The following is a 25079-nucleotide window of genomic DNA, read 5'->3' as shown; positions in this document are numbered from 1 at the left end:
CCGACCCGAGCGAGGCGTCGGCGCGCGTCGACGCCGGCCGCGATAGCTTCATTAGTCCCTCGCCCGGCCATCCGCCATGGCCGACTACGACGGCGTCTTCTTCGACATCGGGGGCGTGCTGCTCGACCTCTCGTCGGTTCGGACGGGGTACGTCGCCTTCCTCGAGGCGTTCGCCGACGAACAGGGCATCGACGACCTCGACGGGCTGATCGAGGACTGGAAACGGGCGCTCGGGTCGTACTTCACGTCCCGCGACGGCACCGTCTACCGGACGGCCCGGCCGGGATACCAGCGGGCGCTCGACGCGGCGGTCGGGCGGAAGGTCGCGGAGGAGGAGTGGTTCCCGCTGTTCGCGGAGTTGACGCTCGAACACGTACAGCCGACCCGGTTCGCCAAGGAGGTCGTCTCGACGCTCGACGACGCGGGGCACTACCTCGGAGTCATCAGCGACATCGACCACTGGGAGGCCGAGCGCATCCTCGGGAAGTTCGACGTGCTCGGACACTTCGACCACGTGACGACCAGCGAGGAGGTCGGGCGGACGAAGCCCGACCCGGCGATGTTCGAGGCCGCGCTCGAGAAGGCCCCGGCGCACGTCGCGCCCGAACGCTCGCTCTACGTCGGCGACCGCTACCGCCACGACATGCGCGGCGGATCGCGGGCGGGCCTCGTCACCGTCGCGCTCGGGGGGAGCGCCGCGGAGCGGGCCGGGGAGGACCCCCACGACGCGGTGGACTACGTCGCCGAGGACCTGTCGGACCTGCTCGACATCGCCGGTCTGCGGTGAGCGACGGCGGGCGACCCGTCGCGTCGGTCTCGACAGCGCCGGATCGCTCGCCCCTCGGCGGGTAAAAACGGCCGCCCATGCCGCAGGGTAACTATTTGAACGGTCTGTACATTGTACCGCCCGCAATGGACTTCGGACTCGACGATAGGACGGCCCTCGTGACCGGGGGCGGCGGACGGATCGGGAGCGAGGACTGCCGCGTGCTGGCGGCGGAGGGCGCGGAGGTGATCGTCCTCGACGTGGACCTCGACGCCGCAGAGGAGGTGGCGGGCGAGATCGAGACGTCGGGCGGGACGGCCCACGCGGTCGAGTGCGACCTCACCGACCGCGAGGAGGTGGCCGACACGGTCGGCGCGCTGGAGGAGGAGACGGGCGGCGTCGACATCCTGATCAACAACGCGGCGATGGTCGACGCCCGCTCGCAGGTGAAGGACTACGACGACGAGACCTGGGACCGCGACGTGTCGATCAACCTCACCGGGGCCTACAACGTCACCCGCGCGGTGTTCCCCGGCATGCTCGAACGCGAGTGGGGGCGGGTGGTCAACATGTCCTCGATGGCGGGCTGGCAGGGTGGCTTCGGCCAGATCTCCTACTCCGCGACGAAGGCGGCGCTCATCGGCTTCGGCAAGACGCTGGCGCTCGAAGGCGCGCAGCGCGGCGTCACGAGCAACGTCATCGCGCCGAACATCGTGGTCGAGGCGCTCGCCGACCTCCCCATCGAGCAACTCGAGGAGGTCGACCCGTACTTCGCCCGCATCGCCAGGGCGACGCCCATGCGCAGGCTGGGGACGGAGGCGGACGTGGCGAACCTCGTCGCCTTCCTCTGCTCCGAGCAGGCGAACTACGTGACCGGGCAGGTCGTCGGCGTCACCGGCGGCATCGACCTCTTCAGCTTCTGAACCGGTCCGGCGAGTATCGATTCCCACCGCGCGACCGCCGACCCCCGCCTCCCGCGATGGCTCGTCTCGGCCGGCTCCCGACGCGGCCAGATTCGGAACTGCGTCGTCAGACGACGAACCGCGAGTCGAGCGACGCCGACGTGTCGGCGAGGTCCACCGCGGCCTCGGTGTACCGCAGGATGCGTTGCACGTCCCCGTCGACGGCCAGCTCGCCGCTCACGAGCACGTTGATGACGCCCCCCTCGCCCTCGACGAGCTTCTTCCACTTGTCGTACTCGCCGGTGATGACGAAGCCGTGTTCGCGCTCGTCGAGGCCGTCGAGGATCGCCACCTCGCGGCACCCGCCGTCGTGGACGTCGAGGGAGGAGTACACGGTCCGGTCGTCGCTCAGGTTCTCCCAGTTGGACGAACAGCTCCTCGACCGTCTCCGGGAGTTCCGCCCGGAGGTCGTCGGTAAGGCTCGCCGTCGCCTCCTCGAGCGGCGGCGATCGGATCGCCGCTACCAACCGCTCGGACGGCGGCCCCTCCCGCGACTCGTACTCGCTCCGCAGCGGGGCACCTGCGTCGGCCGCGAGCGACGAGGCGGCCGGTCGGTGACGGCGGGAACGGGGAGGAACGGCGGCACGGCGGGCCGAATCGGGGACGGCCGCCTCAGTCGTCGGCCGCGGCCGGCTTCCGCTGGCTGTCGTAGATCGCCCGGACCTCCTCGCGGTGGCGATCGAGGATGTTGCGGCGCTTCTTCTTCATCGAGGGCGTGAGCATGTCGTTCTCCGGCGTCCACTCCTCGGGGACGAGTTCGAAGCGCTTGATCCGCTCGTACTTCTCCAGGTCCTCGTTGACGCGCTCGACGGCCTCGCCGACGAACGCGTGAACGCGCTCGTCCTCGCAGACGGCTGCCGGATCGTCGGGGAGGTCGACGTCCTGCTCGCGCGCCCACTCGCGGACGGCCTCGACGTTGGGGACGACGAGCGCCCCGACGAACTTCTCGTCGTCGCCGACGACCATCACCTGCTCGACGCGGTCGACCGTGGCGAACCGATCCTCGATGGGGCCGGGGGCGACGTTCTTGCCGGTCGAGAGCACCAGCAACTGCTTGAGCCGGTCGCGGAAGACGAGGTAGCCGTCGTCGGTCTGCTCGACGATGTCGCCGGTGCGGAAGTAACCGTCCGCCGTGAACGCCGCCTCGGTGGCGTCGGGGCGCTTCCAGTAGCCCGCCGTCACGTTCGGCCCCCGCACCAGCAACTCGCCGACCCGCCCGCCCGTCTCCTCAGGGGCGCGCTGGTCCGGGGGGAGGACCGACTCGTCGAGCCGCACCTCCACGTCCACGAGCGGCGGACCGAGCGTCCCCGCGCGGATGTCCTCCGGCGGGTTGGCGGAGACGACGGGGGCGGTCTCCGTCAGCCCGTACCCCTCGCAGATGGTCAGCCCCATGCCGACGAACAGCTGGGCCAGGTCAGTAGAGAGGCTCCCGCCGCCGCTGATGAACAGTTCGACGTTCCCCCCGAGGCCCTCGCGGACCGTGCTGTAGACGAGGCGGTCGGCGAGGGCGTGCTGCGCGCGGAGGATCGGCCCCGGATCCTCCGTTCGCGCGCGCTTTCGGGCGACCCCGACGGCCCACTCGAAGATCCGCGACTTGACCTTCGACTCGCTCGCCTGCTCGCGCATGCCGCGGAAGATGCGCTCGTAGATACGCGGGACGCTCGTCGCACCCGTGGGCTTCACGAGCGCGATGTCGTCCGCGACGGTGTCCGTGCTCTCGGCGTAGGCGACGCACGTCCCGCTCGCGAACGGGACGAAGTGGCCGGCCGTGCGCTCGAAGACGTGCGCGAGCGGGAGGAACGACAGCGTCGTCGAGTCGTCGTCGATCGTCGGCACCTCCGGCGGGCGATCCGGGCGCGGACCGAACCGCTTGCGGATCCCGTTGACGTTCGCCCGGAAGTTACCGTGCGTGAGCCGTACGCCCTTCGGCTCGCCCGTCGTCCCCGAGGTGTAGATGAGGCTCGCGAGGTCGTCGAGGTCCCGCGAGTCGAGCCAGGACCGGTACTCGTCCTCGTCGAACGTCTCGCGGCCGCGCTCGTAGACCTCCCCGAGCGTGAACACGTCGTCCCGGTCGGCGCGCCGCGGAACCTCGTCGATGACGACGACGAAGGAGAGGTCGAGGTCGTCCTCCACCTCGAGGACGCGCTCGAGCAACTCGCCGTTCTCGACGACGACGCCCGTCGCCCCCGGGTCCGAGAGCAGGTACCGCACCTGGTTCGGGGTCGATTCGACGTACACCGTCGTTACGACCGCTCCCGAGGCGAGGAGCGCGAAGTCGGTCTGGGCCCACTCCATGCGGGTGTTCGCGAAGATACCGACGCGGTCGCCGGCCTCCACCCCGAGGGTGCGAAAGCCCGCCGCCAGGTCCCTGACGACGTCGCGCATCTCCGCGTACGTGAGCGTCCCGTAGTCGCCGTCCGGGGCGGCGGGCACCGCGCCGGCAGTCACGAGCGACCGGTCGTGGACGCCACCCTTGTACCGCTGGGCCCGCCGGTTCGCGTTGCGCTTCGCGCTCGCCTCGAACAGCTGCGGGATCGTGTCGTCGCCGATCACCTCGTCGACGTACTCGCGCTCCGCGCGCTCTCGTTCTCCCGTCACCGAATCACCGGGTCGCTTCGATTCAACCCCATCATTGATTACAGTTTGTTGCGTGCACCCATATGACTCTCCTTGAACTGGTAGCCACGGAGACGGCGTTGTTTCGGCGTCCGCGACTCCCCGGCGTCCGGAACGGGACGCGCCGGGTGTCCACAGTCACCGCCCCTCACACGTATACCGTCGGCTGCACCTGTGTACACGCACACTCGACACGACGGTGTGGCGAGGCGATTCAACGAGGTACAGCCAACAGTATATTAGCGCGGGCCGCACAGCCCGGGTATGGTCGACAGGCCTTCCGACCCGTATGGACAGGACCGCCAGCGCGACGTCTACACCGCGGGGATGTTCGCGGACCGGCCCCCCGAACTCCCCGTCAGGTACGAGCGCCTCCGCGAGGCCGCGCTCGAGGCGATGAGCGACGAGGCCGCGGCCTACGTGGCCGGCGGCGCGGGCGGTGAGGCGACGATGGCCGCGAACCGGCGCTCGTTCGACGACTGGCGCATCGTCCCCCGCCTCCTCAGGGACGTGACCGAGCGCGACCTGCACGTGGACCTGCTCGGCCGGACGTTCGACGTGCCGTTCGCCCTCGCGCCGCTCGGCGTTCAGACGATCGTCCACGAGGAGGGCGAACTCGCGACGGCGCGGGCGGCGGGCGACCTGAACGTCCCGATGTGCTTGAGTTCGGTGGCCTCCCACAGGATGGAGGAGGTCGCCGAGGCGCTGGGCGAGACGCCGAAGTGGTTCCAGCTCTACTGGTCCTCGGAGCGGGCGATCATGGAGAGCTTCGTCGAGCGTGCCGAGAGCGCGGGCTTCGACGCCATCGTCCTCACCGTGGACGTTCCCATCCTCGGCTGGCGCGAGCGCGACATCGAGCGCGCGTACCTCCCCACGCTCGCCGGCGAGGGGCTCGCCAACTACCTCTCCGACCCGGCCTTCCGGGAGGGCCTCGACGGGCCGCCCGAGGAGTACCCCGACGCCGCAGTCCAGCACTTCATCGACGTGTTCGGCAACCCGGCGCTCGACTGGGACGACCTGGAGGACCTCTGCGGGATGACCGACCTCCCCGTCGTCGTGAAGGGGCTGCTCCACCCGGCGGACGCGGCGGAGGCGGTAGCGCGCGGCGTCGACGCCGTCGCCGTCTCCAACCACGGCGGGCGGCAGGTGGACGGCTCGATCGGCGCGCTCGAGGCGCTCCCCGGGATCGTCGAACGGATCGAGGGGCGCGTTCCCGTCACCCTCGACAGCGGGATCCGCCGCGGCTCGGACGTGATCAAGGCGCTCGCGCTCGGCGCGGACGCCGTCATGGTCGGCCGGCCGTTCGCCTGCGGACTCGCGATCGCGGGCGAGGCGGGCGTCCACGAGGTGCTCACCAACCTCCGGGCCGACCTCGACGTCACCCTCTCGAACGTCGGCCGGCCGAGCGTCGCCGACCTCGACCGCTCGCTTCTGGTCCGAACCGAGGAGCTGTGAGGAACGGTTCGCCGAGGGCGTCGCGTCGTCCGATCGTCACACGGCGACGACGAGTCCCTCGCCGTCCCGCTCGAACTCGGTGCCGAACGGCTCGGAGCGTTCGCGCATGCGCTCGCGGCACCAGCGAGCGGCGTCGCCGCGCGCCTCGTGGACGCGACAGTCGCGGATCTCCGTGGGGAGCAGACGGACCTCTTCGATCGCCGCGTCCGCGTCCGTGCGGACCTCGAACAGGAAGCTCCGGTCGTTCCTGAGATCGGGGTCGACGGCGTAGTCGTCGACGAAGTCGCCCGCGTCGTAGAGGATCGGCGCGCCGTCGTACACCTCGACCCCGTGGAAGACGTGGGCGCTGTGGCCGTGGACGAGGTCGACCCCCCGGTCCACGAGCCAGCGGCCGAACGCCTCGAACGCCGGTGGGGGCTCCTCGACCATGTTGGGTCCCCAGTGGAGCGACGCGACGAGGAGGTCGGGGGCGGGCTCCCTCGCCCGGGACAGCGCCTCCGCCACGCGATCACGGGTGTCGTCGTTTCCGACGTCGATCTCGACGTGAGCCGTCCCCGGCGCGTCCTCCGTGGCGGCGTACTCCGGCGTGTTGTCGGTGAACGAGACGACCGCGACGTCGAGGCCGCCGATCGCCGCGCGGGCGGGGGCGAGCGCCGCGTCGACGTCCCGCCCCGCGCCCGCGTGGGCGATGCCCGCCGCGTCGAGGTGATCGAGGGTGTCCTCCAGGGCCACCTCCCCGAAGTCGAGGACGTGGTTGTTCGCGAGCGCACAGCAGTCGACGCCCGCGGCGTCGAGCGCCGGGATCGCCCGGCCGGGATCGCCCCGGAAGTGAAACGGGCGGTACGTGCGCGTCCAGCGCTCCCCGCGCGTCGAGAGGCAGCACTCGAGGTTGACGATCAGTCCGTCGAGCCCCCGCAGGCGATCGAGAGCGGTTCCCCAGACGGCCTCGGGGGGACGGTGACGCTGACGCTCGTCGACCGTCCGGCCGAGCATGACGTCGCCCGTCAGTCCGATCCGTCCCCTCCCCGACATCCCCCTCACCTTGGCGGGTCACGGACAAAACGCCTTCCCCACTCGCCGCGGCCGGGTCGAGAACTCCTCCGCGGGGAGTACCGCACGTCCGATACGGTCAGGTTCTACGGTTATTCCGGATGGCCCGTCAGTTACGTGGGCTGATAAACCAAAAGACTCTCAAGTGTCCGCTGGTTCCCTGGATACAGGGGCGAGATCCCTACGCGCCGATAGGACGCGATCGCGGTTCGACTCGGTCCGGTCCGAAATCATCACCCATCGTTCCGAGTCCGACCGCGTGACCGCGGGTGGTAGGGGACGCCTACACCGGGCGATCGCCCTCTCGTGTGCCGACACGACGCTTCGCACGCCGGCGGGTTCGTGTGCCATCCGAACGCTGTGCCGTCGGCTGTGCGACGATTTCTGCAGACGCGCCGTAGCGAGCGAGCCCCGGCTACGCCCCTGTTCGAGTCCACACCGCAGACGGCAATAGTACTTGTGACTGGTGGTTGAAACGTTCCTAAAACCAAACCCGCTCGTGCCCGAATCGCGACCGCTCGTCGGCGGCCGGACCCGTCTCGAGAGGCGGTTCCGTCGCCGAATCCCCGAGCGCCCTACAGCCGCTCCGGGGCCAGTTCCTCGATCGTCCGCTCGGCGAGGTCGCCCGCGCCGTTCGGGATGGTGACGAGCGGCCGGTCGATGACGTCGACCGCCGCGACCTCGCGCAACTGCTCGCGCGCCTCCTCCCCGTCGCCCGCGACGCCGAGCGCCCGCACCATCTCGTCGGTGACGGCCGCGACCGCCTCGCCGCGGTCGCGGCCGCGCCACAGCGTCGCCACCCGCTCCGCGTCCTCGGGGAAGCGCCGGGCGACCGCCCGCTCGTACCCCCTGCCGTTGCCCACGTAGTAGGCGAGGTGCTCGCGCACCCGCTGGCGGGCCTCCTCGCCGTCGTCGCTGACGCACGCGGGGACGTAGGGCGCGACGGCGATGTCGTCGGGGTCGCGGCCCGCCTCCTCCGCGTGCTCCGCGACGTACTCGAACGCCTCGGGGAGGTCGCGGAAGGGGACGTTGTGGGGGATCCAGCCGTCGCAGAGGCGGGCGACGACCCGGCGGTTCGCCTTCCCGAGCGCCGCGTGGTAGATCGGTACGTCCGCGCCGAGCGCGGGGAAGTCGGCGGCGTGAAACACCTCGCCGTCGTAGTTCACGCGCCCGTCGTCGGCGAGATACTGCTTCGTCAGTTCGATACACTCGTGAGCGCGGCGGACGGGGTTCGGGTCGTCCCACTCCATCCCGTGGAGGTCCTCGATCGCCTTCCTCGTGCTCGTCCCGACGCCGAGGGTGAACCGGCCGTCCGAGACGCGGTCGAGCGTCGCCGCGGTCATCGCGAGGACCGCGGGCGTGCGCGAGTAGACGTTGACGATGGCGGTCCCGAGTTCGATGCGGTCGGTCCGCGCGGCGACGTCGGCGAGCCTGACGATCGCGCTCTCGTGCCAGAGTTCGGGGACCCACGCGGAGTCGTAGCCCAGTTCCTCCGCGCGGATCGCGAAGTCGGTCGGGTCGGAGACGGTCGCCGGAACGAGGACGCCGAGGTGCATGCTACCACCGTCCGGGCGCAGGTACATAAAGGGTCACTCGCACCGTCTGATCGTCTACGCGTTCGGCCCCCTCGATCACTTCACCGCGCCCGTCTCCCGGAGGGCGGCGACGTGCTCCGCGGCGAGTCCGGCCCCGCGCAGCACCTCGTCTGTGTGCTCGCCGTGGCCGGGCACCCGCTCGTCGCCGTCGGGGAGGTCGGCGACGGCGGGGAAGCCGAGGCGGGGTGGCGCGCCGTCGCCGCGCTCGATCATCCCGCGGGCCTCGAACTGCGGGTCGCGGACGGCCTCCCGGGGGGAGTAGACCCCGTCGACGGTGCCGTCCACGCCGCGGAAGGCCTCCACCCACTCGCCGCGCGGGCGGGTCCGGAACACGTCGGCGAGCGCCTCCCGCAGCGCCGCGAGTTCGTCCGGATCCTCGGTCATGTGCGCGTCGATCAGATCCCCGCGGCCGACCGCCTCACAGAACGCCCGCCAGAACTGCGGTTCGAGCGCGGCGAGGGTGACGTATTCGCCGTCGGCGGCCTCGTAGACGTCGTACCAGGGGTAGCCGCCCGTGAGCGGCGTCTCGCCGGGCCGGGGGTCGTCGCCCGCGAGCGACTGGGACGCGAGCGACTGCGAGAACGACAGCACCACGTCGGCCATCCCCACGTCGACGTACGTCCCCTCGCCGGTGTGCTCGCGCGACAGCAGGGCGCTCACGACGCCGAAGGCGGCGAACAGGCCCCCCGCGAGGTCCGCCACCTGGTAGCCGGGCACCACCGGCCGGGCGTCCGGGCCGGCGCGCGTCGCGTCGAGCAGGCCCGCGCGTCCGATATAGTTGATGTCGTGGCCCGCGCGGTCGGCCTCCGGCCCGGTCTGGCCGTAGCCCGTGAGCGAGCAGTAGACGATCCCGGGGTTGTGCGCGCGGAGCGTGTCGTGGTCGACGCCGAGGCGATCGACGACGCCCGGTCGGAACCCCTCGATGACGGCGTCGGCCTCCTCGGCGAGCGCGTAGAACGCCTCGCGGCCGCCCTCCCGCTTGAGGTCGACGGCGACGCTCCGCTTGCCCCTGTTCACCGCGTCGAACACCGCGCCCACGCCGCGGTCGGTCGTCGGCTCCATGTCTCGGGCGTAGTCGCCGGCACCCGTGTCCTCGATCTTCACCACGTCCGCGCCCATGTCGGCGAGCAGTTGGGTCGCGTAGGGGCCGGGGAGCAGTCGCGTCAGGTCGAGCACGCGGATGTCGCGGAGGTCCATGCGGCGACTCCGGCCGCGGGGCTCATATACTGTCGGCCGCGGCCGCCGAACGACGGCGTCCGACGATGCCGCGCCGTCCGTCTCGTCGCCGCCGACGGTACGCGCCCGGCCGGGAGGACTACGACGTCGGGCCGCGTTCCTCCGATCATGACACGCGTCGTCAGCGTCCACGAGTACGAACTCGCGCCCGACGCCGACCCGGCCGACTTCGAGGCGGCCGTCGAGGCGGCCGAACGGCGGGGGCTGTTCGACCTCCCCGGACTCGTCGACCGCCGGTTCCTCCGGGGGATCAAGGGCGACCGCGAGGGGGAGTACGCCGCGATCTGGACCTACGAGGACCGCGAGGCGTGGGAGGCGCTCTGGGGACCGCCCGGGGACCCGAAGCCGCCGGAGGCGTACCCCGAGCGCTGGCGTGAGTGGGAGGCGCTGCTCGACCCGCTCCTGACCGACGACCCCGATTTCATCGGGTTCACGTCGTACGAGGCGCTGGCGTAGAGCGACGCGCCGGTGTCGAGGGGCGGAGCCGGAACGAGCGCGGTCCGGGTACGGGCCGGGTGCGGGCGTCGCCGGCCGCCGGGCGAACACCTATGCCATCGGTGTGCAATCACACGCCACGTGCCATGATGATGGACGTCCAACTCACCGTCACCGGGTTGCTCGACCGCGCGGTCGACCTCTTTCCCGACCGCGAGATCGTAACGAAGCGACCGGACGGGAGCCTCCACCGGTACACCTACGCGGACGCTCACGCTCGGATCTGCCGGCTCGCGCACGCGCTCGACGACCTCGGGGTCGAGCGGGGCGAGCGGGTCGCCACCGTCGCGGCGAACGACTACCGCCACCTCGAACTGTACTTCGCACCGCCGTGCTCCGGCCGGTCGATCCACATGTGCAACATGCGCCTGCCCGACGAACACTTCCAGTACATCGTGAACGACGCCGAGGACCGGGTGCTGTTCGTCGATCCGGCGTTCGTCGAGAAGGTCGAGGCCAACGCCGACGCCTTCGAGACCGTAGAGCGGTACGTCGTGCTGGCCGACGAGGTCCCCGAGACCTCCCTCGACCCCGTGATCGCCTACGAGGACCTCGTCGCGGACTACCCGACGGAGTACGACTGGCCCGAGGTCGACGAGCGGGACGAGTGCGGGATGTGCTACACCTCGGGGACGACGGGGAAGCCGAAGGGCGTCGCCTACACCCATCGCGCCGTCTACCTCCACAGCCTGATGTGCGGACACGTCGACACCAACGGCGTGAGCGAGTCGGACGTCGTCCTCCCCGTCGTCCCGATGTTCCACGCCAACGGGTGGGGGCTGCCCTACGCCGCGACGCTCGTCGGCGCGAAGCAGGTCCTCCCGGGCGTCCACACCGATCCCGGATCGGTCGCGGAACTCATCGCGGACGAGGAGGTGACCGTCTCGGCGGCCGTCCCGACGATCTGGCTGGAGATGGCCGAGTACCTCGACGAGCACCCGGAGGTCGACATCTCTAACATCGACCGCCTGACCGTCGGCGGGAGCGCCCCGCCCGAGTCCCTCATCCGGAGGTACGACGAGCGCTACGACGCGCCGATCATCCAGGGGTGGGGGATGACCGAGACGACCCCGCTGGCGACGCTCAGCACGCTCCGGAAGGAACTGCGGGACCTCCCGGCCGAGGAGCGGTACCGCTACCGCGCGACGGCGGGGATGCCCGTCCCCGGGATCGAGGTTCGGATCCGCGACGAGGACGGCGAGGCGTCCCCGGACGCCTCGGAACGGTCGAGCGGACGGCGTGCGCGAGACGGGAACGACGTCCCCCGCGACGGCGAGTCGATGGGGGACCTCCAGGTCCGCGGCCCGTGGGTGGTCGGGGAGTACCACAACCGGCCGGACGCGAACCGCGAGTCGTTCACCGAGGACGGGTGGCTCCGGACGGGCGACATCGCGACGATGGACGAACACGGGTACGTCGACGTCAAGGACCGGACGAAGGACGTGATCAAGTCCGGCGGGGAGTGGATCTCCAGCGTCGAACTGGAGAACGAACTGATGGCCCACGACGCCGTCGCGGAGGCGACCGTCATCGCCGTCGACCACGAGAAGTGGCAGGAGCGCCCCCTCGCGTGCGTCGTCCTCCGCGAGGGCGCGGACGCCTCCGCGGACGAACTGCGCGAGCACCTCGCCGAGCGCTTCCCCTCGTGGTGGCTCCCCGACGCGATCGAGTTCCTCGACGCGATCCCACGCACCTCGACCGGGAAGTTCAACAAGCGCGTGCTGCGCGAGCAGTACGACGACGTGGTACTGGAGGGAGAGCGGGAGGAGGCGTAACCGGGTCCGAGCGAGCCGGGTCTGGTCGGGGCGTGACGGCGGGGACACGCGGCGCTCTACTGTCGGCCGTCCGCGTCTCACGGTCGTCGGCACTCCGGCACCGACCAGTCGGTAGAGACGGACGGCCGACAGTATAAGTCTCCCCGCCCGAACGTCGAGGTATGGCAACACAGGACGCGCCGTCGTCGGGCGTGAGCTTCGAGACGACCGAGGAGTGGCGGCTCATCCGATCTAGCCTCGACGAGTTCATCGAGCGGGAGGTGGCGACGCTCTCGGACGACCTGGGCGAGACGTGGTCGAACCCGCGCCTGCGCCACGAGGCGGACGGCCGCCTCGTCCCGGAGGTGGTGGAGGCGATCGAGGAGATCCGCCGGCGGAGCGCCGAGGCGGGCTTCTACGCCATGAACATGCCGGAGGAGGCGGGCGGCGAGGGCGTCTCGAACGTGACGTGGTACCGCGCGAAGAAGCACGTCGCGAGCCACGGTCCCGGCCTGTCGCGGCACGTCCTCGCGGGGCCGGAGGGGCCGAAGCCGCTGCTCCTCCAGGCGGAGGGCGAGCAGGTCGAGCGGTACCTCGAGCCGACGATGCGCGCCGAGAAGTCCGCCGGGTTCGCGCAGACGGAGCCCGCGGCGGGCTCAGACTCGCCGGCCATGGCGACGCGCGCCGAGCGCGACGGCGACGAGTGGGTGCTGAACGGTACGAAGCAGTGGATCACGAACGCCCCCTACGCCGACTTCCTGCAGGTGTTCGCGCGGACGACCCCGCGGGAGGAGGCCGGACGCTACGGCGGGATCACCTGCTTCCTCGTCGAGCGCGAGGAGTACGAGGTCGGGAGCCTCAACAACGCCGTCGGCTCCGTCGGTCGGCAGGCCGAGGTCCACCTCGACGACGTGCGCCTCGGCGACGACCGCGTGCTCGGGACGCCGGACGAGGCGTTCTACGAGGCGATGGGCTTTCTCTCGCTCGGCCGGATGGAGCTGGGCGCGGAGGCGGTCGGGGGAGCCGAGTTCCTCCTCGACCGGGCGACGGCGTACGCGCGGGATCGGGAGGCGTTCGGGCGGCCGATCGGGGCGTTTCAGGGCGTCTCGCACAAGCTCGCGGCGGGGCGGGCGAAGAGCTACGCGGCCGACGCGGCGGGGTATAGGCTCGCCTGGAAGATGGACGAGGGCCGAGAGGCGATCGAGGACTCCTCGATCTTCAAGTGGTTCGCCACGCGGGCGCTCTGGGAGGTCGCGGACGCGACGGTGCAGGTCCACGGCGGCAACGGCCTGAGCGAGGACAATCCCTTCATGGACGCGCTGCACCACGCCCGGATCCTCCGGATCGTCGAGGGTACCGACGAGATACAGCTCAACACCATCGCGAAGCAGATGGGCCTCCGGTAGTCGCAGTCCGAACCGGGCGCTACAGCTCGGCGACCGCCTCCTCGACCGCTTCGCGCGGGACGGGCGAGATCCAGTCGTCGGCCACCCACGCGTCGCGGACGGTCCGCTCCTCGTCGACGACGAAGACGGCCCGCATCGGCGTCGACGCGTTCGCCATCCCCGACCGCGGGGTGAGGAGGTCGTACGCCTCGCTCGCCGCGCCGTCCACGTCCGCGAACATCCGGAACGGGCTGTCGAGGTAGCGGACGAAGGCGTTGACGGCGTAGGGGCCGTCCCGGCTGACGCCGAGGACGGGCACGTCGAACTCGTCCCAGCCGGCGCGGTCGTAGCGCTTCCACCAGTTCTCCGCGATGGCGGAGAACGCGAACGCCGAGAAGACGAGTACGCCCCCGCCGTCGAACGCCGCGGAGAGGCGCGTCGAGCGGAACGTCTCGCCGGTGCAGAGCAGCGATTCGAAGTCGGGGGCGCGGTCGCCGGGGGTCGGTGGCATGGCACACCTCTCGTCGGGGCGAAGGAAAAGCCCGCGGTCGTGAGGGTTTTTACCACTGGGGCCCCTCTGACCGGTCATGACGCGAACGCTCTACCGGCTGGAGGGCTGTCCGTACTGCGAACTGGTGGTCGACGAACTCGACGAACTCGACCTCGACTTCGAGAGCGTCTGGGTCGAGGGGATGCACTCGAAGCGAAACGAGGTGAAGCGCGTCTCCGGCCAGCGCGCGGTCCCGGTGCTCGTCGACGACGAGCGCGGGCTCACGATGTCGGAGAGCGCGAACATCGTCGACTACCTCGAACGCTCCTACGGCGCGACGTGACCGCCCTGTCATTCCATTCCGAGTGACACACCTATTTATAGGGCGGTGAGAAACCCTCGGAGAGGATGCCGAGGTGCCAGAACTGCGAGTCGTTTGTGACGGAAGCGTACGTACGAGTGTTCGCCCCGGAGGGGATGGAGTCGGTCCGCGTCTGCCCGCAGTGTGAGGACAAGTTACGCGACGGCGCGGAGATACGCCAGGCGCGGTCGTCCCGCGGGAACTGATCGCCTAGACTACTCGTCCAGGCTGTGGGGGTCGAGCCCCGGATCGTCGACCGCCGGCGCGCCGAGCGCGAGGACGACCCCCTGCTCGTCGCCGACGTTCCGGTGACCGTGGCCCGTCATCGGCCCGGCGGCGTAGAACGTCCCCGGCCCGGCCTCGACGATCTCCTCCTCACCGGACTCACCGACCTTGAGCGAGAACGTCCCTTTGAGGATGTAGTACAGCTCCTCCTGCTCGGCGTGGGCGTGGTACTGGATCTCCTCGCCGGGTTCGAAGTACCAGAGTTTCACCTTCAGGTTCTCCGTCTCGAGGGCCTCGTCGATCGGACGGATGTCGAGGTCCGGCGGTATCTCCTCGACCCGCGAGAGGTCGGTGAGCGGCACGTCGTCGGTATGGACGATCTCGTAGCCCATGGTGGGACAGAACAGGCGCTCCGATTACAAATAATTAGTAGTCCGCGAGAGCGTCGCGGATGCGTGGGAGTGCCTCGGTCGCGTCCGCGCGGAAGTCGTACTCGGCTCGCCCCGAGAGGGCGGTGCGCTCCCGGTTGACGACGACGAGCGTCGCGCCGCGCGCGGCGGCCTCGCGGGGCAGGCTGGCGGCGGGTTCGACCGACAGCGACGATCCGACGACGAGGACGGCGTCCGCGCGCTGGGCCATCGCGTGGGCCTGATACCAGGCGTAGTCGGGCAGCTGTTCGCCGAAGAGCACCACGTCGGGCTTCAGGAGGCCGCCGCAACGCCGACAGCGCGGCGGGAGGTCGTCGGCCCGCGCCGCGTCCAGGCCGTCGGTCGCGCCGCAGTCCACGCAGGCGACCCGCTCGCCGTTGCCGTGGAGTTCGACGACGCGGTCGCTCCCGGCCGCCTGGTGGAGTCCGTCGACGTTCTGCGTGATGACGCCCTCGATGTGGCCCTCGCGTTCGAGCGCCGCGAGCGCCTCGTGGGCGCGGTTTGGCTCGCGGCCGTCGCCGTACAGCTCCTCGACGAGGGCGATGCGGTCGTCCCAGAACCCCTCGGGGTCGGCCTCGAAGCGACTGATGTGGAAGTCCTCCGCGTCGTAGCGCGTCCAGACGCCGTCCGGTCCGCGGAAGTCGGGGATGCCCGAGGCGGTGCTCACCCCCGCGCCCGTCATCGCGACCGCGCGCTCCGCGTCGGCCAGCGCGCCCGCCGCGAATCGAAGTTCGTCCTCGTCCATGTGCGCGCAAGGGGACGCGCCCGCAAAAGAGCGCGGGCGGACCTCGGCGGTGCGGACTGTTCCCGATCAGGAACTATCGAGCGGCGGGGGTATCGACGGTGCCGGGCTCCCCGGATCGCCCGTTCACGGGCGGTCGCCCCGTGAGGAGACGTGGCGCTCTCAGAACTCGGGGAGGTTCTCCAGTTCGCCCTCCGCCACCTCCTCGAAGGCGTCGCGGGCGATGACGCGCCTGTGGACCTCGTCCGCGCCGTCGACGATGCGGAACGCCCGCACCGCCTGGTAGAAGTCGGAGATGGGGAGGTCGCGGCTGATGCCCGCGCCGCCGCAGGACTGCAGGGCGAAGTCGATGGCCTCCTGGGCGGTGTTCGCGGCGAACACCTTGCACATCGAGACGGGGATGCGCGCCTCGCCGCCCTCGGTGATCTCGCGGGCGGCGTGGCGGACCATCGTCCGCGTCGCGTGCAGCCGCGTCTCGTGGTCGGCTACCTTGAACCGCTGGGACTGCTTCTCGTCGAGCGTCGAGTCGAACGCCTCGCGGTCGGCCATGTACGCCTTCGCGATGTCGAGCGCGCGCGTCGCCATGCCGGTAAAGCGCATGCAGTGGGTGAGCCGGGCGGGACCGAGGCGCTGCTGGGCGTGCGTGAACCCCTCGTTCAGCTCCCCGAGCAGGTTCTCCTCGGGGATTCGCACGCCGTCGTACTCGATCTCGGCGTGGCTCTCGTGGATGAGGCCCTGTCCGAGGTGGGGGATGTCGCGGACGATATTCACGCCGTCGGCGTCGGCGGGGACGAGAAAGAGCGACGTACCGGCGTAGGGGTGGGCGTCCATGTCGGTGCGCGCCATGACGATCAGCACGTCGGCCTCGCTCCCCTGGGTGGTCCACCACTTGTGGCCGTCGATCACCCACTCGTCACCCTCCTTGCGGGCGGTCGTCCGCATCATCTTGGGATCGGAGCCCGCACCCTGCTTGGGCTCGGTCATCGAGAACGCCGAGACGATGTCGCCGGCGACCAGCGGCTTCAGGTACTCCTCCTTCTGCTCCTCGGTGCCCACCAGTTCGATCGTGTGCATGTTCCCCTCGTCCGGCGCGGCGACGCGCATGGCCGGCGCGCCGAGGATCGACCGCCCCGCCTCCTCGAACAGCGGGAGGACATCCCTGAAGGCGACGCCCATTCCGCCCCACTCCTCGCCGATCTGCGGGCAGTAGACGCCGCGGTCGCGGGCCTCCTCGCGGAGGTCGGCGACGACGGAGTCGGGGACCGATCCCTCGCGCTGGTACTCGCGTTCGGTCGGGACGACGACCTCGCTCATGAACTCGCCCGCGCGATCTCTGAGTTCCTTCGCCTCCGGTGAGTCGTGGTACTCCATACCCGCAACTACGGGTACACCATTGTAAATGGATAGGTCGATCATCGCTGAACGCTGTTCGACGGATGTCGTTCGAGCGCAAACTTATTCGTACTCGCACCGCGAGATCGTGAACAATGGGAGGTCTGTCACATGAGCGAGGGTAGCGAGGACTACTTCGAGCGCATCGTCGATCCCGACCGGCTCGCGGACTACCTCGAGGCGGAGCTCGGTCCCGCGGCGGAGTTCCACGTTGAACACCACAGGGAGGGCCACTCGAACGAGACGCTGTTCGTCACGTGGGGCGAGCGCGAGCTCGTCATCCGGCGGCCGCCGCCGGGTGAGATCGCGGAGAACGCCCACGACGTGCTCCGGGAACACCGCGTCGTCGATGCCCTCCAGGGGACCGACGTGCCGCTCCCGCGGACGGTCCTCGCCTGCGACGACCACGCGATCATGGGCAGCGACTTCTACGTCATGGAGCGCGTCGAGGGGGACGTCTTCCGGGGGAACGAACCCGACCGGTTCGCGACGCCGGACGCGCGACGGCGGGTCGGCGAGGAACTCGTCGACACGCTCGCCATCATACACGGGGTGGACTACGAGGCGGTCGGGCTCGACGACCTCGGCTACCCGCCCGGGTTCACCGAGCGACAGGTTAAGCGCTGGTCCGAGCAGCTCATGTGGGCGTTCGACGTCACCGCCGAGGAGCGCGAGGTGCCCGAACTGTACGGCGTGATGGAGTGGCTCTCCGACAACGTCCCGGACGACGCGCCCACCGCGCTCGTCCACGGCGACTACAAGCTCGACAACGTCATGTACGGCCCCGGCGACGACCCCGAGATCGTCGCCGTCTTCGACTGGGAGATGAGCACGCTCGGCGACCCGCTCACCGACCTGGGTTGGATGCTCTCCTACTGGTGGGACGAGGGTGACCCCGCCCCACCCGACGCGACGGACACGCTCACCTCGACGTTCATGACCCGCGAGGGCTACCCGACCCGCCGCGAACTGGTCGAGCGCTACGAGGCGCGGACCGGCGTCACCTACGGCGAGGAGGAGGACCGCTTCTACCGGACGCTCGCGGTCTACAAGCTCGCCGGGCTCGGGGAGATGTTCTTCCGTCGCTACCTCGAGGGTAACTCGGACGATCCGATGTACCCGAAGATGCGCGAGGGCGTCCCGCAACTGGCGACCCGCGCCCGGCGCATCATCGACGGGGAGGAACCCCTCTGAGTCGGGCGTCCCCGGCGATCACGCCCCCCGTCACTCGTAATTAAGACGGTCCACGTCGGACGGTACCCATGGCGGCTCTCGACTGGTACTGGCTCCTCCTCCAGCGGCTCCTTCTCGTCGTCGCCGCGATAGCCTCGCTCCTCGCGCTCCGCACGTTCGTCGACGGCGACCTGCGGCACTCGGTCCGACGCAGACTCCTGCTCGGCGTTCCGTGGGGAACGCTCGCCGTCTCGGCGTTCGTCGCCGGGGTCTACCTGTTCGTCCAGGACGGCCTCGCACACCCGTACGCGCCGACGGTCATCCCGTACCGCTCGTGGTCGTACTTCTACCCGGTGGGCGTGCTCGTTTCCCCGTTCGCGCACGCGAGCTTCGACCACCTGCTCGGGAACCTGATCGCGACGCTGACGCTCGGGACGGTCGCCGAGTACGCGTGGGGGCACTACCCTCGGGAGCGCGGCGCGCAGACGTTCACCGGATGGCGGACGAACCCGTTCGTCCGCGTCGGCGCGTTCGTCGCCGCGGCCCTGCTCGTCGGCGTCCTGACGGGGATCTTCGCGCTCGGTCCCTCGATCGGTTTCTCGGGCGTGGTCTTCGCCCTCGCGGGGTTCGCGCTGCTCCGCTACCCCATCGGCACCCTCGTCGCGCTGCTGGTCGGCGACCTCCTCTCGCTCGGCTACAACGCGATCCGGATGCCGGCGTTCACGCAGGGGGGCCACTCCACCTACGTCACGCCGTGGTGGGCCGACATCGCCGTGCAGGGCCACGCGTTCGGGCTGTTCACCGGCGCGCTGCTCGGCGCGCTCCTGTTCGACCTCCGGGACGAGCGCCCGTCGGCGGCCCGCGTCTGGCTCGGGGTCCTGCTGTTCGTCGTCTCCCAGGGGCTCTGGGCGATCTACCTCCCGCGGGGCGGCGGGCAGTACACGCTCTACCGCGCCGTCGGCGTGACGCTCGCGTTCGCCGTCGCCCTCGTGGTCGCGTCCGCCGCGCGCGCGAGCGATGCGCCGCTCGTCGAACGCCTCGATCTCTCCTCGCGGGAGGCTTCGTTCGGGCTGGTGGTGGCGATCGTGCTGGCGCTCGCGCTCGTCGCGATCCCGTTCAACCTCTTCGTCGTCGCGGACGCGGCGGTGGGCGTGAACGAGGACAACAGCCTCTCGGTGGGCGACTACACCGTCTTCTACGCGGAGGGCGTCCCCAATCAGTACGTCTCCGCGGTCGACGTTCCAGCGTTCAGGGGGGAGACGGCCGTCAACGCGAGCGGCGTCATCGTCGTCAGCCCCGAGCGCAACATCTGGTGGGAGGTGGTCCCGGAGGACCGCCTCGCCCACGACGGGACGCGCCGGATCTACGTCGGCGGCCTCGGCTGGCGTGAGGCGATCACCGTCAACCGGACCGCCTGGAGCGCCGTCGGCAACGAGACGACCTACACCGTCCACTTCGAGCACGGCGACCGGCGCAAGCTCGCCTACGTCAGCCCGTCGGTTCGTGCCGAACCGACCGTCGAGGGGCGGACGGTCACGCTCGTCCCCGGCGAGCCGTTCGCGCTGCGCGTCGAGAGCGGTGGACGGGCCCTCGGATCGGCCCCGATCCCCCGCGAGAACGCGACGACGAGCGCCGGGAACCTCACCTTCGTGCGCGAGGAGGACCGCGTCTACGCGACGACGGCCGACTCGCGGGTCCGGGTGGCGACGAAGGGGTGAGTCACCGCCACTCGATCCGGTAGACCTCCGTCTCGATGGTCCGCCGGGCCTCCCCGTGGAAGTCGAACTGCCGGTCCACGTCGAGGGCGGCCGCGAAGGCGTCGGTGACCTCGCCGCCCTCGTCCGCGGCGAACGCCTCGACGAATTCCCGACTGTCCGCGTTGTGGATCGAGTAGGAGACGTCGGCGACCTCCGCGACGGCGGCGAGGAAGGCGCGGTCGGCGTGGCGGTTCCCGCGTTGCGCCCCGAACGGCGGATTCATCAGGACGGTCACGGGCCGCGAGCGTGAGTTGAGACAGATCGGCGGTCGGGTCGCGTCGGCGAGCACCCACTCGACGCGCGCCGCCGCGTCCAGGCGTGTCGCGTTCCCGCGGGCGACCGCGAGCGCCGCCGGATCCCGGTCCACCCCGACTACCGTCTCCGCGCTCGCGAGCGCCGCCCCGAGGGCGAGCACCCCCGTCCCGCACCCGAGGTCGAGGGTCGTCCCTCCGAGATCGCCCCGCAGGGACGCGAGGTGGACGAGGTGGGCGGCGACGTCCGCGGGCGTGGGGTACTGCTCCCACTCGACGCGCGGGTCGTCGAACCCCGCGACCGATTCGAGCGCGCGTTCGAGCGTGCGTCGCGCCATGCCGGTCGGGACGGCGCGCGCGCGAACAAGGCTTTCCATCCGTCCTTTCCACCCGTCCGCTCTTCCTCCTTCGTTCGTTCCCCGTCGGATAGATTCATCTTCCCCGGGACCTATCGGGTACCATGACCTGTCCGCGGTGCGACTCGACACTCGAACGGTACGCCCTCGACGGGGAGACGGCGCTGGCCTGTCGGGCCTGCGGCTACCTGGGCGTGACGGTGGAGCACAGGAGCGAGCGACGGGAGCGCGAGAGCTGGGAGGCAGCGCTCGCGCGTTTCCGCCGGGGCGGTTAGTTCTCCGCCGAGGCGGCTTCCTCCTCCGCGTCCGCGTCCCCCTCTGACTCGCCGTCCGAGACGGATCGCTCGACCGCTTCGCTCCGGTTCGGAGAGCCGCTTCCCTCCTCCGCCTCCTCGCTCCGGGCAGCGACGAGCGCGCCGCGGGCGACGCTGTAGAGCGGTTCGCGCGCGCTGCGCACGTCGCTGATGGAGAACGGAATGTTCGCGTCCTCCAGGTGGTCCGCGAATAGCGCCTCGAAGCCGCGCGGACTCGACGTGCCGCCCGTGACGACGACGGGCACGTCGAGGCCCTCCTCGATGTCCTCCTCGTCCACCTCGCGGGTGATGTTCTCGATGACGTAGTCGAGCAGGTTCTCGTAGTAGATGGCGAGCGCGCCCTCGACGCCCCCGACGTCCGTGCGGAAGTCGAGTTCGAAGTCGTCCTCCTTGATGGAGGTGACCTTGTCGATGGGCTTGCCCGTCGCCCGCGCGGCCTGCTCGTCGATCCAGTCGCCCCCGCGGGCGATAGAGAAGGTCATCACGGGCACCGCGTAGTAGGCGAGACAGACGTTCGTCATGCCCGCACCGAAGCTGATGCCGAGGCCGGTGAAGTTGTTGTCCGCGAGTTCGGAGTAGATGACCGCCATCCCCTCGTTGATCGGTTCGGGGTCGTACCCGGCGTCGCCGAGGAACGACTCGAGCGTCTTCTGGTGGTAGAGCACCGAGACGTCCGAGTCGATGGGGTCGGCGGGAACCGAGTAGTGGATGCGCTCGCCCGGCCGGGTCGGCTCCCCCGCCACCTGCTCGATGATGAGCTTCATCATCGGAATGGCGCTCTTCTCGTCGCTCGAGAGGATGCCCCGCCGCATCGGGCGGCGCGTCTCCTGCTTGAAGATGTTCGCGAAGCTGAGCGCGTCGTCGCCGACGACGTACACCGCGTCGTCCTTCCGGATGTGGAGGACGTCGCTCCGCGAGAGCATCTGCTCCGCCATGTCCGAGTACTCGATCTCGACGAACGAGTTGCGCTGCTGTACGAACACCGTCTCCTCCGCGTCCTGCTTCCCCGAGATGATGTTCATCGTGCCGACGTCTAGCCCCTTTGCCATAGTCGGGCCGTATCACTACAGCGTAATAAACTTACTGTGGATAGAGAACATAACGATAGGGTGATTGTAATTAATCAATGACTATCTGGCCTATCCCTGCCGCAACAGTCCCCTGAGACGTTCGACGAGCGACGGCGGCGTCTCCGGCCCCGACGCCTGTCGCTCGCGAAGCTGTCGCAGCGCCGCCGTCTGATCGTCCGTCCCACCGCCGCGGGCCGTCCGGTCCTCGTTTCCGCGCAGCCGCTTCAGCCCCGCGACCGCGCCGTCCACCCCCTCCGAACGGTGGGATGTCGGCGCGACGCCCTCGAGACCGGACCGATCGATCGACTCCGTCGCCGCGGACTCGCCGAACTGTATCCGCTGCGTCTCTACCTTTCGCACCCCGCCCCACGAGAGCTCGGCGCTCGCGAGCGCGTCGTCGATGTCGTGCCGGACCTGCTCGTCGGGCACCTCCGGATCCGGGGACGTCTCGTCTCCGCTCTCTGTCGGCAGAGCCCGTTCGACGTGGTAACTGACCAGCGCCGCGGCCGTCGCCGCGACGACGGCGACCAGCCCGACCGCGTAGATGCCCACGCCCTGTACGCTGTAGTCGGGTCCCCCGCGCACGTCCCACTGGTAGGGATAGGTGCCCACGAACAGGGCGACGGCGACGAGACAGATCGTCGCGCCGCCCAGCGCGGCGTACCGCGCCCGCCGCTCCACGGGGAGCAGGACGGTGACGCCGAGCAGGAGCGTCGGGAGCCCGCTCGCGCCGACCGCGAACGCGATCTCGCGGAACCAGTACGTCTTCCCCGGCCCCGGGAGCGTCCCCTCGTAGACGAACAGCGCGAGCCCCGAGAGGCCGAGCCCGAGCCCGCCGAAGAACAGCGCGAACCCGAGGTAGACGTCCACGCGCCGCTCCGGTTCGCCGATGTGTCGTCGATACCACGCCACGAGACTGCCGGTCGCCCGCGCGTCATCCATGATTGCGTCACAATACGTATCGAAGTATATGACTTTTCTCCCGCCGCGTATTCTCGCTGAGAGTTAAGTCGGCAGTGTGCCAGTTACGGCCATGTCCCGCGAACCCGATCCGCAGGCGCAGGCCGTCCTCGACCTCCTCGACTCGATCCCGCGGCCGCCGACGTACGCGCTGTCGGTTCCGAGCGCCCGCGACGCGCTCGAATCGTTCTTCGCCAACGAGGACCCGGAACCGGTCGGCGACGTGGCCGACTTCTCGATCCCCGGTCCGGACGAGGACGTCCCGGTCCGGCTCTACCTCCCCGAGGGAGAGGGCCCGCACCCCGCGCTGGTCTACCTCCACGGCGGCGGCTGGGTCATCGGCAGCCTCGACACCGTCGACGACGTCTGTCGGGGGCTGGTGAACCGCGTCGGCTGCGCCGTCCTGAGCGTCGACTACCGCCTCGCGCCGGAACACCCCTTCCCGGCCGCCCTCGACGACGCCTACGCAGCCGTCGAGTGGACCGCGGCGCACGGCGACACCGTCGGCGTGGACCCCGGGCGGATCGCCGTCGGGGGCGACAGCGCGGGCGGCAACCTCACCGCCGGGGCGACGCTCATGGCGCGCGACCGCGGCGGGCCGGAGATCGCCCGACAGGTGCTCGTCTACCCCGCCGTCGCCTCCCCGGTCGTCCACGACTTCGACAGCTACGAGGAGAACGGCGAGGGGTACTTCCTCGAACGCGAGAGCGTGGCGTGGTTCTACGAGCGGTACGTCGCCCGCGCCGCGGACCAGCGCAACGAGTACGCCGCGCCGCTGCTCGCGCGCGACCTCTCCGGCCTCCCGCCCGCGACGGTCGTCACCGCCGGGTTCGACCCGCTGCGCGACGAGGGCCGCGAGTACGCGAACCGCCTGGCCGAGGCGGAGGTTCCGGTCACCGACTACCACTACGAGGGGATGATCCACGGCTTCGTGAGCCTCCCGGACTACCTCGACGCCGCGGACGAGGCGCTCGACGACGTCGCCGCGGATCTCGAGGAGGCGTTCTACTCGGGGTGAGCGGTCAGCGCACGGTCGCGACCGACGCCACGGCGGCGACGTGCTCCGGGACGGCGACGGGGAGTCGCCGCCGGAAGGGTGCGTCGAGGCGCGTGCGTTGCCGATGCGCCCCGCGACCGTCGCGGTCTGTCCCTCACCGGCCCCGTAGAGCGGGAGGAACGACACCACGTGGAATCGCCGGCCGGGTAGACCCTCGGTTCGATAAGACCCCTGCCGGATCGGGCGACGGTGTCGACAGTCGCGCGTTCGCCCGGATGGCGTACCGGGGAGGTCAGTCGTCCGTCGCCACCGCAGCGGACCTCGACGCCCGGACGGTCCGCCAGTACCCCTGGGCGTACGCGCCGAGGAACATCCCCGCGACGGCCCACAGGATCGGGTAGTTCCCGATCCCGACGCTCGCGTAGGCGGCACCCGGACAGACGCCCGAGAGCCCCCAGCCGACGCCGAAGATCGTCCCGCCGACGACGACGTTGCGGTCGAACTCCCTGGTCCGGCGCGTGTACTCGCGCGCAGTCAGCGGCGCGCGGTCGAAGGAGCCCGTGGCGACGGCGACGGTGATCCCGGTCACGACCGCCGCGCCGCCCATGACGAACAGAAGGCCGAAGTCCTCGAACTGGAGGAAGTCCAGCACGACCTCCGGCCGGGCCATCCCGCTGATCGCGAGGCCGAAGCCGAAGGGCAGCCCCCCGAGGTAGATCACGGCCAGGAACAGCGGACGCCGTTCGCTTTCACTCACGGCGTCACCCCCAGCGCCCGGACGAGCTGGGCGGTCCCGATGGCCACGGCGAGGAAGGTCGCGACGTTCACGAGCGACGTGTTCGACAGCGAGCCGATCCCGTAGACGCCGTGGCCCGAGGTGCAGCCCTTGCCGAGGCGCGTGCCGACGCCGACGAGGAACCCGCCGCCCAGCAGCCGCCACCACTGGACCTCGGTCGTCCAGGTCCCGGGGTTCAGTACGATCCCCCAGATCGCCGCGCCGCTGACGATGCCCGCGGTGAACACGAGCCGCCAGCCACGCGACCGGACGTACGCGAAGCGGTTGAACCGCGGGACGTCCGAGACGTACGACAGCGTCGACTCGAGGAACGTGCTCGCCCCGGCGATGATCCCCGTCCCGAGGTAGATGACCGCGGCCCCGAGGCCGACGAGCGATCCGCCGAGGAGATACGGCAGGATTCCCCGCGGGAAGAGCTCTGCGAGCGCGACCGAGGGCGTGAGCGCGTCCATC

At 70.4% G+C, this 25079-nt stretch carries 26 protein-coding genes; 12 read left to right on the top strand and 14 right to left on the bottom strand.

Annotated elements, in window-relative coordinates; genetic code table 11:
• Positions 1-76 precede the first annotated feature (76 nt).
• Both P1K31_RS05720 and P1K31_RS05715 read left to right on the top strand, forming a co-directional pair.
• Positions 77-787 (top strand): HAD family hydrolase, encoded by a 711-nt coding sequence (locus P1K31_RS05720; protein WP_276305322.1) that lies wholly within the window; start codon positions 77-79, stop codon positions 785-787.
• 125 nt (positions 788-912) lie between these two features.
• The gene (locus tag P1K31_RS05715) at positions 913-1689 is read left to right on the top strand and encodes an SDR family NAD(P)-dependent oxidoreductase (RefSeq protein ID WP_276305321.1); all 777 of its coding nucleotides are present in this window, start codon (positions 913-915) and stop codon (positions 1687-1689) included.
• A 106-nt stretch (positions 1690-1795) separates the two neighbouring features.
• Here the strand turns inward: P1K31_RS05715 and P1K31_RS05710 are convergent, their stop codons facing one another.
• Together P1K31_RS05710 and P1K31_RS05705 are read right to left on the bottom strand one after the other, a co-directional pair.
• Positions 1796-2062 (bottom strand): SCP2 sterol-binding domain-containing protein, encoded by a 267-nt coding sequence (locus P1K31_RS05710; RefSeq protein ID WP_276305320.1) that lies wholly within the window; start codon positions 2060-2062, stop codon positions 1796-1798.
• A 278-nt stretch (positions 2063-2340) separates the two neighbouring features.
• Complete coding sequence (locus P1K31_RS05705) at positions 2341-4326, bottom strand: AMP-dependent synthetase/ligase (RefSeq protein WP_276305319.1); 1986 nt, start codon at positions 4324-4326, stop codon at positions 2341-2343.
• Between the two features lie 282 nt (positions 4327-4608).
• Between P1K31_RS05705 and P1K31_RS05700 the strand changes: the two genes are divergently transcribed.
• Positions 4609-5799: an alpha-hydroxy-acid oxidizing protein gene (locus tag P1K31_RS05700; RefSeq protein WP_276305318.1), complete on the top strand. Its 1191-nt coding sequence runs from the start codon at positions 4609-4611 to the stop codon at positions 5797-5799.
• 36 nt (positions 5800-5835) lie between these two features.
• Here the strand turns inward: P1K31_RS05700 and P1K31_RS05695 are convergent, their stop codons facing one another.
• The 3 genes from P1K31_RS05695 to P1K31_RS05685 all read right to left on the bottom strand — a co-directional run bounded on the left by P1K31_RS05695 (position 5836) and on the right by P1K31_RS05685 (position 9641).
• Positions 5836-6831, bottom strand: a complete 996-nt coding sequence (locus P1K31_RS05695; RefSeq protein ID WP_276305317.1) for a CapA family protein — start codon at positions 6829-6831, stop codon at positions 5836-5838.
• Between the two features lie 593 nt (positions 6832-7424).
• Positions 7425-8405 carry an LLM class flavin-dependent oxidoreductase gene (locus P1K31_RS05690; protein WP_276305316.1) on the bottom strand — a complete coding sequence of 327 codons (981 nt, stop codon included), beginning with the start codon at positions 8403-8405 and terminating at the stop codon, positions 7425-7427.
• 75 nt (positions 8406-8480) lie between these two features.
• The gene (locus P1K31_RS05685; RefSeq protein ID WP_276305315.1) at positions 8481-9641 is read right to left on the bottom strand and encodes a CaiB/BaiF CoA transferase family protein; all 1161 of its coding nucleotides are present in this window, start codon (positions 9639-9641) and stop codon (positions 8481-8483) included.
• 147 nt (positions 9642-9788) lie between these two features.
• Between P1K31_RS05685 and P1K31_RS05680 the strand changes: the two genes are divergently transcribed.
• The 3 genes from P1K31_RS05680 (at position 9789) to P1K31_RS05670 (ending at position 13335) form a co-directional block, all read left to right on the top strand.
• Positions 9789-10136 (top strand): hypothetical protein, encoded by a 348-nt coding sequence (locus P1K31_RS05680; RefSeq protein ID WP_276305314.1) that lies wholly within the window; start codon positions 9789-9791, stop codon positions 10134-10136.
• Positions 10137-10267: 131 nt separating this feature from the next.
• Positions 10268-11950 carry a long-chain fatty acid--CoA ligase gene (locus P1K31_RS05675; protein WP_368410884.1) on the top strand — a complete coding sequence of 561 codons (1683 nt, stop codon included), beginning with the start codon at positions 10268-10270 and terminating at the stop codon, positions 11948-11950.
• 161 nt (positions 11951-12111) lie between these two features.
• Positions 12112-13335 (top strand): acyl-CoA dehydrogenase family protein, encoded by a 1224-nt coding sequence (locus P1K31_RS05670; protein WP_276305312.1) that lies wholly within the window; start codon positions 12112-12114, stop codon positions 13333-13335.
• 19 nt (positions 13336-13354) lie between these two features.
• Here P1K31_RS05670 and P1K31_RS05665 read toward each other — a convergent pair whose 3' ends face one another.
• Positions 13355-13825 (bottom strand): peroxiredoxin family protein, encoded by a 471-nt coding sequence (locus P1K31_RS05665; RefSeq protein ID WP_276305311.1) that lies wholly within the window; start codon positions 13823-13825, stop codon positions 13355-13357.
• Positions 13826-13901: 76 nt separating this feature from the next.
• Here P1K31_RS05665 and P1K31_RS05660 point away from each other — a divergent pair, with 76 nt between their 5' ends.
• Together P1K31_RS05660 and P1K31_RS22035 are read left to right on the top strand one after the other, a co-directional pair.
• Positions 13902-14147 (top strand): glutaredoxin family protein, encoded by a 246-nt coding sequence (locus P1K31_RS05660; RefSeq protein WP_276305310.1) that lies wholly within the window; start codon positions 13902-13904, stop codon positions 14145-14147.
• Positions 14148-14212: 65 nt separating this feature from the next.
• A complete protein-coding gene (locus P1K31_RS22035) occupies positions 14213-14371 on the top strand; it encodes a DUF7563 family protein (protein ID WP_438268318.1) in 159 nt (52 codons plus the stop codon).
• Between the two features lie 9 nt (positions 14372-14380).
• Here the strand turns inward: P1K31_RS22035 and P1K31_RS05655 are convergent, their stop codons facing one another.
• From P1K31_RS05655 to P1K31_RS05645, 3 genes are all read right to left on the bottom strand, one after another.
• Entirely contained in the window at positions 14381-14782 is a 402-nt protein-coding gene (locus P1K31_RS05655; protein WP_276305309.1) for a cupin domain-containing protein, read from the bottom strand.
• Between the two features lie 34 nt (positions 14783-14816).
• The gene (locus P1K31_RS05650; protein WP_276305308.1) at positions 14817-15563 is read right to left on the bottom strand and encodes an SIR2 family NAD-dependent protein deacylase; all 747 of its coding nucleotides are present in this window, start codon (positions 15561-15563) and stop codon (positions 14817-14819) included.
• 159 nt (positions 15564-15722) lie between these two features.
• Positions 15723-16931, bottom strand: coding sequence for an acyl-CoA dehydrogenase family protein (locus tag P1K31_RS05645; RefSeq protein WP_276305307.1), 1209 nt, complete (start codon positions 16929-16931; stop codon positions 15723-15725).
• 132 nt (positions 16932-17063) lie between these two features.
• On the opposite strand from P1K31_RS05645, the gene P1K31_RS05640 reads away from it, so the two are divergent.
• Both P1K31_RS05640 and P1K31_RS05635 read left to right on the top strand, forming a co-directional pair.
• Positions 17064-18146, top strand: coding sequence for a phosphotransferase family protein (locus P1K31_RS05640; protein ID WP_276305306.1), 1083 nt, complete (start codon positions 17064-17066; stop codon positions 18144-18146).
• A gap of 68 nt (positions 18147-18214) precedes the next feature.
• Entirely contained in the window at positions 18215-19843 is a 1629-nt protein-coding gene (locus P1K31_RS05635) for a rhomboid family intramembrane serine protease (RefSeq protein WP_276305305.1), read from the top strand.
• A 1-nt stretch (position 19844) separates the two neighbouring features.
• Here the strand turns inward: P1K31_RS05635 and P1K31_RS05630 are convergent, their stop codons facing one another.
• A complete protein-coding gene (locus P1K31_RS05630; RefSeq protein ID WP_276305304.1) occupies positions 19845-20471 on the bottom strand; it encodes an METTL5 family protein in 627 nt (208 codons plus the stop codon).
• 122 nt (positions 20472-20593) lie between these two features.
• Between P1K31_RS05630 and P1K31_RS05625 the strand changes: the two genes are divergently transcribed.
• Positions 20594-20764: a hypothetical protein gene (locus P1K31_RS05625; protein WP_276305303.1), complete on the top strand. Its 171-nt coding sequence runs from the start codon at positions 20594-20596 to the stop codon at positions 20762-20764.
• Here P1K31_RS05625 and P1K31_RS05620 read toward each other — a convergent pair.
• Together P1K31_RS05620 and P1K31_RS05615 are read right to left on the bottom strand one after the other, a co-directional pair.
• A complete protein-coding gene (locus P1K31_RS05620; RefSeq protein WP_276305302.1) occupies positions 20761-21852 on the bottom strand; it encodes a disk-shape morphogenesis protein volactin in 1092 nt (363 codons plus the stop codon). The genes P1K31_RS05625 and P1K31_RS05620 overlap by 4 nt on opposite strands.
• A 90-nt stretch (positions 21853-21942) precedes the next feature.
• Positions 21943-22815 carry a cell division protein CdpA domain-containing protein gene (locus tag P1K31_RS05615; RefSeq protein WP_276305301.1) on the bottom strand — a complete coding sequence of 291 codons (873 nt, stop codon included), beginning with the start codon at positions 22813-22815 and terminating at the stop codon, positions 21943-21945.
• Between the two features lie 91 nt (positions 22816-22906).
• Here P1K31_RS05615 and lipP1 point away from each other — a divergent pair, with 91 nt between their 5' ends.
• A complete protein-coding gene (gene lipP1, locus P1K31_RS05610) occupies positions 22907-23851 on the top strand; it encodes a LipP1 family hormone-sensitive lipase (protein WP_276305300.1) in 945 nt (314 codons plus the stop codon).
• Positions 23852-24122: 271 nt separating this feature from the next.
• Here the strand turns inward: lipP1 and P1K31_RS05605 are convergent, their stop codons facing one another.
• Together P1K31_RS05605 and P1K31_RS05600 are read right to left on the bottom strand one after the other, a co-directional pair.
• Positions 24123-24587: a DUF6691 family protein gene (locus P1K31_RS05605; protein ID WP_276305299.1), complete on the bottom strand. Its 465-nt coding sequence runs from the start codon at positions 24585-24587 to the stop codon at positions 24123-24125.
• Positions 24584-25078, bottom strand: a complete 495-nt coding sequence (locus P1K31_RS05600) for a YeeE/YedE family protein (protein ID WP_276305298.1) — start codon at positions 25076-25078, stop codon at positions 24584-24586. Before P1K31_RS05600 ends, P1K31_RS05605 begins: the two co-directional genes overlap by 4 nt.
• Position 25079: the final 1 nt, after the last annotated feature.

The sequence above is a fragment of the Halomarina halobia genome (assembly GCF_029338575.1).
Lineage (GTDB): Archaea > Halobacteriota > Halobacteria > Halobacteriales > Haloarculaceae > Halomarina > Halomarina halobia.
Note: the sequence above shows the minus strand (reverse complement) of the source record. Positions and strands in the feature narration are given on the sequence as shown.

Coding starts and splice junctions, on each gene's coding strand:
- P1K31_RS22035 (WP_438268318.1), top strand. CDS start 14,213: ATGCCGAGGTGCCAGAACTGCGAGTCGTTTGTGACGGAAGCGTACGTA.
- P1K31_RS05695 (WP_276305317.1), bottom strand. CDS start 6,831: ATGTCGGGGAGGGGACGGATCGGACTGACGGGCGACGTCATGCTCGGC.
- P1K31_RS05645 (WP_276305307.1), bottom strand. CDS start 16,931: ATGGAGTACCACGACTCACCGGAGGCGAAGGAACTCAGAGATCGCGCG.
- P1K31_RS05655 (WP_276305309.1), bottom strand. CDS start 14,782: ATGGGCTACGAGATCGTCCATACCGACGACGTGCCGCTCACCGACCTC.
- P1K31_RS05640 (WP_276305306.1), top strand. CDS start 17,064: ATGAGCGAGGGTAGCGAGGACTACTTCGAGCGCATCGTCGATCCCGAC.
- P1K31_RS05615 (WP_276305301.1), bottom strand. CDS start 22,815: ATGGATGACGCGCGGGCGACCGGCAGTCTCGTGGCGTGGTATCGACGA.
- P1K31_RS05650 (WP_276305308.1), bottom strand. CDS start 15,563: ATGGACGAGGACGAACTTCGATTCGCGGCGGGCGCGCTGGCCGACGCG.
- P1K31_RS05680 (WP_276305314.1), top strand. CDS start 9,789: ATGACACGCGTCGTCAGCGTCCACGAGTACGAACTCGCGCCCGACGCC.
- P1K31_RS05635 (WP_276305305.1), top strand. CDS start 18,215: ATGGCGGCTCTCGACTGGTACTGGCTCCTCCTCCAGCGGCTCCTTCTC.
- P1K31_RS05620 (WP_276305302.1), bottom strand. CDS start 21,852: ATGGCAAAGGGGCTAGACGTCGGCACGATGAACATCATCTCGGGGAAG.
- P1K31_RS05600 (WP_276305298.1), bottom strand. CDS start 25,078: ATGGACGCGCTCACGCCCTCGGTCGCGCTCGCAGAGCTCTTCCCGCGG.
- P1K31_RS05700 (WP_276305318.1), top strand. CDS start 4,609: ATGGTCGACAGGCCTTCCGACCCGTATGGACAGGACCGCCAGCGCGAC.
- P1K31_RS05675 (WP_368410884.1), top strand. CDS start 10,268: ATGGACGTCCAACTCACCGTCACCGGGTTGCTCGACCGCGCGGTCGAC.
- P1K31_RS05660 (WP_276305310.1), top strand. CDS start 13,902: ATGACGCGAACGCTCTACCGGCTGGAGGGCTGTCCGTACTGCGAACTG.
- P1K31_RS05665 (WP_276305311.1), bottom strand. CDS start 13,825: ATGCCACCGACCCCCGGCGACCGCGCCCCCGACTTCGAATCGCTGCTC.
- lipP1 (WP_276305300.1), top strand. CDS start 22,907: ATGTCCCGCGAACCCGATCCGCAGGCGCAGGCCGTCCTCGACCTCCTC.
- P1K31_RS05715 (WP_276305321.1), top strand. CDS start 913: ATGGACTTCGGACTCGACGATAGGACGGCCCTCGTGACCGGGGGCGGC.
- P1K31_RS05670 (WP_276305312.1), top strand. CDS start 12,112: ATGGCAACACAGGACGCGCCGTCGTCGGGCGTGAGCTTCGAGACGACC.
- P1K31_RS05690 (WP_276305316.1), bottom strand. CDS start 8,405: ATGCACCTCGGCGTCCTCGTTCCGGCGACCGTCTCCGACCCGACCGAC.
- P1K31_RS05625 (WP_276305303.1), top strand. CDS start 20,594: ATGACCTGTCCGCGGTGCGACTCGACACTCGAACGGTACGCCCTCGAC.
- P1K31_RS05720 (WP_276305322.1), top strand. CDS start 77: ATGGCCGACTACGACGGCGTCTTCTTCGACATCGGGGGCGTGCTGCTC.
- P1K31_RS05685 (WP_276305315.1), bottom strand. CDS start 9,641: ATGGACCTCCGCGACATCCGCGTGCTCGACCTGACGCGACTGCTCCCC.
- P1K31_RS05630 (WP_276305304.1), bottom strand. CDS start 20,471: ATGGCGCGACGCACGCTCGAACGCGCGCTCGAATCGGTCGCGGGGTTC.